At 42.4% G+C, this 6,445-nt stretch carries 4 protein-coding genes; 2 read left to right on the forward strand and 2 right to left on the reverse strand.

Going from position 1 to position 6,445, the window contains the following annotated elements; translation table 11 throughout:
* Positions 1-593 precede the first annotated feature (593 nt).
* Positions 594-1,319: a hypothetical protein gene (locus ACFFAP_RS16890; RefSeq protein WP_375512288.1), complete on the forward strand. Its 726-nt coding sequence runs from the start codon at positions 594-596 to the stop codon at positions 1,317-1,319.
* A gap of 24 nt (positions 1,320-1,343) precedes the next feature.
* On the opposite strand, the gene ACFFAP_RS16895 is transcribed toward ACFFAP_RS16890, so the two are convergent.
* On the reverse strand, positions 1,344-2,474 hold the full coding sequence (locus ACFFAP_RS16895) for a quinone-dependent dihydroorotate dehydrogenase (protein ID WP_375512289.1): 1,131 nt from the start codon (positions 2,472-2,474) through the stop codon (positions 1,344-1,346).
* Position 2,475: 1 nt separating this feature from the next.
* Positions 2,476-2,862 carry a hypothetical protein gene (locus ACFFAP_RS16900; RefSeq protein WP_375512290.1) on the reverse strand — a complete coding sequence of 129 codons (387 nt, stop codon included), beginning with the start codon at positions 2,860-2,862 and terminating at the stop codon, positions 2,476-2,478.
* A 134-nt stretch (positions 2,863-2,996) separates the two neighbouring features.
* Here ACFFAP_RS16900 and ACFFAP_RS16905 point away from each other — a divergent pair, with 134 nt between their 5' ends.
* Positions 2,997-5,918 carry a GAF domain-containing protein gene (locus tag ACFFAP_RS16905; protein WP_375512291.1) on the forward strand — a complete coding sequence of 974 codons (2,922 nt, stop codon included), beginning with the start codon at positions 2,997-2,999 and terminating at the stop codon, positions 5,916-5,918.
* Positions 5,919-6,445 lie beyond the last annotated feature (527 nt).

Genomic DNA, 6,445 nt, shown 5'->3' on the forward strand with positions numbered 1-6,445 from the left:
AATTCGTCGGCCTTTTCAGGCAAGGTGTGAATAAGGATATTTAGGCGCTCTATCCACTGAGCTACCCACCACATATAAATTCAAAACTCAGCATTAAATTTACTGTAACGAAGTAGGATTTTTACCTACACCTCCAGAAGTTTGATCGAGGGTGTTTTAGTTATATACGATAACTCTCAATACGTCGGCCCTTCCAGGCAAGGTGGGCGCTGTGCCATTTGAGCTATTCGCTACTGGTGAAAGCTAACTTGTATTTTTAATGTAGTATATGTATTATCTGTTGTCAAGGGTCTGGCAAGCTAATGCAAGAATTATTGTTTTGGAAAGAAAAGTCTGAGCGGTATAAGCAAGCTGTCGCTTAGAATTTCGAGAGATATTATCTAAGATGTATTGCGATCGCTCCTGTCAAAACCCTTTTGTTTTCTCTGTTGAAAAAACTTCTGCGCGATCGCAGACCAAAGCCTATAACACCTACCGAAGAAAGGTTTTACCGACAAATTTGCTGCAACTTTGCCAAAAGATACAAAAAAGTGTCCTAATATTTGCCAATATAGATAATATTATTTCCCAAAATTCACTTGGCAAAAATCCGCATGAGTGAGAAACCCATAGAAAGTAACGGCAAGGCTTTTCTCGTTCTACTTTTGCCCATCTCGTTTTTGATTATTTTCCTAGTTACCACATGGAGAATTTTACTGGCGGTAATTTTGCTGGTAATTGGCTTCAAGCTTTGGCAGGAATATCAATGGCAACAGTGGACTGTGCGAGTTAACCCAATTTTTCATCAGTTGGTTCGGGAAAATCAGGGCAGACTTACGCCAATGGACTTGGCAATAAGGGGCAATTTTCCTGGAACAACGGCAAAACGCTACTTGGATAGTAAAGCCTCGGAATTTGGCGCTAGTATAGTGAACTCCGAAGATGCGGGGCAGTCTTATTACTTTATAACTGCCAGCATTCTCGGCAATATTCTTGATAGTAGTGAGCCTGTTAAAGAACTTCCTGCTCAACCAGTTACTAAAACTGCGCGATCGCTCCTAGCACCACCACCAACCCCACAGGAGGAAGAACCAGAAACCGAATCACCACCACAGCCAACCCATGAGTCAGCTCAACGATCGCTGAAAAAACAGTTAATTTTTGGCTCTCTGATTCAATCTGAACTTGCCAAACGGCTAAATGTCTATTCCAGCACGGTTTATAAACGGCGAAATGATCCAGAGTTTCCTGAGTGGAGCCGCAGCAAAGACCCTGATGGTATTGCCTGGTTATACTCGGAAAAAACTAAGGAGTTTTTCCCAGTGGAAGAAGAAGGATAACAATTCAAAATTCAAAAATATTAATTACTTTTGATTTTTGAATTCTAAACCCACAGCTTGGTTGATGGAATTTAAACCGCTTTGTTCTAGCTTGAAAAGCAAACCTGCTAGAATCTGGCGTACCATCAGTGGGCCTTCGTAAATCCAGCCTGTATAAACCTGAATTAGGCTAGCACCAGCAGTAATTTTCTCCCAAGCATCTTCAGCAGAAAAGATGCCACCAACGCCAATAATCGGGATTTGTCCTTGGGTTTGCTGCCAAATAAAACGAATTACCTCAGTGGAGCGATCGCGCAATGGTTCACCGCTAATTCCGCCAGCTTCATCCTGAGGTGATTTGCCCGTTTGGTCAATCACCTGGGTTTTTAGTCCATCACGGCGGATAGTGGTATTAGTGGCGATAATTCCTGCCAGTTGGAAAGTTTTAGCAAGAGTTATAATGTCAGCGATCGCAACCCAATCTAAATCTGGCGCTATCTTGACAAAAACTGGCTTTTGTGTAGTATTTTCTTTTTGTAATAAATTCAAGATGGCACTGAGCATAGAAGCATCTTGGAGCGATCGCAACCCCGGTGTATTGGGGGAAGAGACATTAACAACAAAATAGTCTCCCAAATCCTTGAGGTAGCGAAAACTACCGAGATAATCTTGTGCGGCGGCTTCTAGAGGAGTTACTTTAGATTTACCCAAATTTATCCCTATGGGTATTGACTGGATTAACTTCTGCTTTTCCTGTGCCAAACGTGCTGCCATTGCTGCTGCACCGCGATTATTAAAGCCCATCCGATTGAGAGCAGCTTTATCCAACGGCAAGCGAAACAAACGGGGACGCGGATTTCCTGGCTGTGCGTGAAAAGTTACAGTTCCTAATTCCGCAAAGCCAAAACCCAGGTTAGACCAAATGCCAGCAGCTACTCCATCCTTGTCGAAGCCAGCTGCTAATCCTACGGGATTTGGGAAGTTTAGCCCAAACAAATTTTGTTCTAGGCGTGAATCGTACAGACATAAGGATTTTTGTAAGCGTTGGTTTGCCCAACTAGCAGGGGTTTGCGATAGCCAGCTAAAACTGCGAATCGTCTGCTGGTGTAACCACTCTGAATCGGTTTTTACCAGATTGAACAAAAGCGGACGAATGGCAAGTTGATAAATATCCATTTCAATCCTTAACACTACCCGAATTCGGTAGACGCCGCGCTTGCTCTTTAGCTTGTCGGAGTTCCTCTTTAGCTTGTCGGAGTTCCTCTTTGGCTTGGCGTGCTTCCTCTTTAGCTTGTCGGAGTTCTTCTTTACCTAGTCGTACTTCTTCAGCAATCTGCCGCATTTCTTCGGCATAATTTCTCATTTCTTCAGCAAGCCGCCGACTTACTTCGGCATAATTTCTCATTTCTTCAGCAAGCTGTCGCTGCTCCTCTTGTGAGAACCTGACATCTTCAGCAGACTCTCGCTGCTCCTCTTGTGAGAGCCTGCTATCTTCAGCAGACTCTCGCTTTTCCTCTGAGACTTGTCTTTGCTCCTCTCGATCATCGCAGGAAGTTTCGCCCATTTCCCTAGCACTCCATAATCTAACTTCAACGAACCCGTTTACCTAAAACTTTTAGCAAACACCCGTGACAATATTACTCAGGGTACTTTTCTGGGCATCTTATATATTACAAGTTATGTTAACCAATAAATCAGATGGGGCAGCCGCAAAAACCTATAGCCGCCGAACAGCAGATTCTCTCTTTGGGGCGCGTCCTCCAAAGCCTCAGAGAAGAAGATAATGTTGACGTTCTGATTGAAACTACTATTTCTTATCTCAAAGAACAGTTTGACTACAGACTGATTTGGATTGCTCTTTACGATCGCCTGAATCACATATTATTCGGCAAAGGGGGCATCACACCTGATCGTGACACGAGCTTTTTACGCCAAAGAGTTGTTCTCAGTCCTGGGGATTTATTAGAGCAAGTGGTGATTGAACAGCATCCTTTGGGCATAGCTGATTTGCAAACTGAAATCCGCGCCACCGAATGGCAAAAAATTGCTGAAAAATTCCACATCCAAGGAACGATTATTTTACCAATTCGCTATAAAGACCGTTGCTTAGGTGTGCTGTTACTGGGTTCAGAACGCTGGGGTTACCTACTGACAGGGGAAGCAAAAGCACGTTTGATGATGGTTTTAGGCGAACTAGGGGCAGTGCTTTATCAAAACGAGATGGATTTGCAGCAAAAGCAAACCAAGCGAACCGACGAACCATTATTAGAATTGCTAGAAAATTTACGCACCCTTGGTAACCTTAATCAAAGACTAGAAGCAGCAGTACAAGCAACTCATAAATTTGTCTCTCCCAACCGGACAAATGTTTACTGGTTTGATCGAGAAGGGCGCTATTTTTGGTGTCGGATGAGCAATCAGCTTGTGAAAATCGATCGCAATTCTAGCACTCAGCAAGCGGCGGGAATGACGGTACAGGAGTTGAGTGACTTTTATTATGCTTTGACAGTTAACCAAATTGTCTCGATTGGTGATGCACGCAGTTCTTTAAAGAGTCATTTTACGGCAAAATTGCTGCAACGGCTGAAGGTGCGATCGCTCTTGGCAGCTCCGATTATCTGGCAAAAGAACTTGCTCGGTTTTCTGGCGGTGGAAAGCAATGAACCTCGAATCTGGACGGAGACAGACAAAAATTTTGTCCAAGGTGCTGCTGGCTTAATTTCCCTGGTCGCAACTACCGAAAGTATGGAAAGTACTATCAAACAGATTCAAGAGGATGCCCAACTGACTAGCCAAATTGCCCAAGGTATCTATAGCGAACATGACCTTCAGCAAACTTTGGACAACTGTGCTAAAAGAGTTTTAGCTCGACTAGCTGCCACGCGATTTTTACTGTTGCAATATGATCCTGAACAGAATAATTATCAATTTATTTACCAAAATCAGCCTTATAATCGCCGACCGTTGACATTTGCCCTTAATACTCTCAAAGAATTAGATGGGCAGCTTTTGCAGCGTTCAACTCAAGCGGTGGAAATTGAGAACTTAGATGAAGATTTACGCTTTTTTAATTGGCGTCCCTTGTTGTTAGAAAGTGGAGTGCGATCGCTACTTATTTCTAAATGCACTCACGATCATATACCAGCAGCGCTTTTGGTCATCACTCACGAAACCCATCGTTCTTGGACAACTCTAGAAAAAGAATTACTCTGGGCCGTTAGTCAACAAATTGGTGTAATTATTCGCCAGTGGCAATTATATAACCGCACTACCCAGCAGCAAAAAACTTCCCAGGCATTTGAGCAATGCCTACGCATCCTGACACAATCCCAAAATAGCAAAATCGAGGTAGGAAAAAAACATTTAGAACGTACAGCACTCGAACAAATAGCATCGATTCTGGGTTGTCCCTTAGTGGTACTGCTATCCTGGTCACCTGGTGAAAGTTGGGCAGAAATTATCCCTGGAGTGGTAGACAATAGCCTATTCGGAATTTTTTCCGATGCATCTATTTCTATCCAAGCTGAGATACTAATTCAGTGGGCACTTGCCACAGAGAGTTACCTGACTTTGAACGTAGATAATTTACCCCCCCAAACTCGAAAATGGTTGAATACTCCAGACAAAGGTCAAATTTTGGTGATGGCATTACGTACCAATGCTGATTATGAAACTACGGGTGTAGTGTTGTTAGCAGACTATCAAGAGCGTCACTGGTCAGAACAAAACCTCAGTGCAACCGCAACTTTGATTTCTCAATTAGCCTGGTGGCGTCGTGAAAAGCAAATTACCCGACTTTTAGAATCCACAACAGAAGAATTACGACAACTTAACTGGTACAAACATCGTCGCTTAGAGGAAATTCAAAGAATAACGGCGCTATCCCTTAGACAAATACATGATTTGGGTATTCCTGCTAATGAACTGACTCAGATGCGCTACGAGCTATTGCTGCGGCAATTAGACCATACAGCCGCCTCCATGAGTGGAATGCTAAAACTTGAGCAATGGCAGCTAAATATAAGTTGGGAAACTATGCCCATAGCCAGTTTACTCAAGCGATCGCTCGAACGCATTGAAAATTTACTTAAATACCAAAAGCTCTGGATTGGTGTACATGGTTTGGGGCAACAAATTGAGGAGCAATCGCCAAAAAATTCTTCACTCGCCAGAGGTGTTCCTACCTCCAGCGCTCAATCTTCAATGATGATCACAGGTGACATTGTCAAAATTGAGTTAGTTATCCATGAATTATTGCTTAATGCCTGCAACCGTTCTCAAAGCGGCGGCAGAATTGATATTTGGTGTCGTCGTTTAGATCCGTCAAAACCCTCAAATGCAAAATATTCTTCTGCAAGTGAAGCGACTGAAAATCAGACATCGCTAGAACTGTCGATTACATACAACGGTGCGATCGAACCACAGCTACTCACAGGACTACATGATAATACACCCAAAGATGTGCTTGCTCCCTCCAACCTCGACCAACCGCCAGGTTTACATCTGCTAATCTGCCAAAACCTTATGCAGGAACTAGGAGAAGAGTTGAATTTCTATCAATTACCAGATAATCGGGTAGTTAGCCGCTTGCTGTTGACCTTAGCTGGTCATGATTCTTAGTGCAGCTTTGTGTAAAATCGTAGCGAATTGAGGGTTAAAGTTTAAACGCTCCAGGGGCGCAGAGGTACGCAAAGAATTCGCTACAAATTAATGAAATACTGTACTTGGTTAAAATTTAAACGCAGATGCGCTTACCTTCCCGCAGGAAATACTAGTACTGATGTATTGCTTTGCTGTGGTTAATTATTTGGGAACTGCTATAACTACAAGCGTTAACAATTTATCGCTGTCACTGTCAAGGTTAATTAAACGGAAATATAAAATTATCTTGGCAATTATCTCAATTATTTTGTATATATTTACTGACTCCCTAAAGAGTTAAACTAGTAGTTTTTGATAATTTGAATGTCTCAAAAAAAACGTGACATTTTTAAAAATACTAGTTAACATATAACTTGATAAAACGCTGATTAAGACCACTCGTATTTTTTATTCGGGAAAAAGTAATTAGCTATTTCAAAAAAGTCTATCTGCAAATGTGATTAAAGCAGACACAATTACCAATTGTTATTAATGCTTTTTTGGGC

The organism is uncultured Nostoc sp. (assembly GCF_964245575.1).
Taxonomy (GTDB): Bacteria; Cyanobacteriota; Cyanobacteriia; order Cyanobacteriales; family Nostocaceae; genus Nostoc.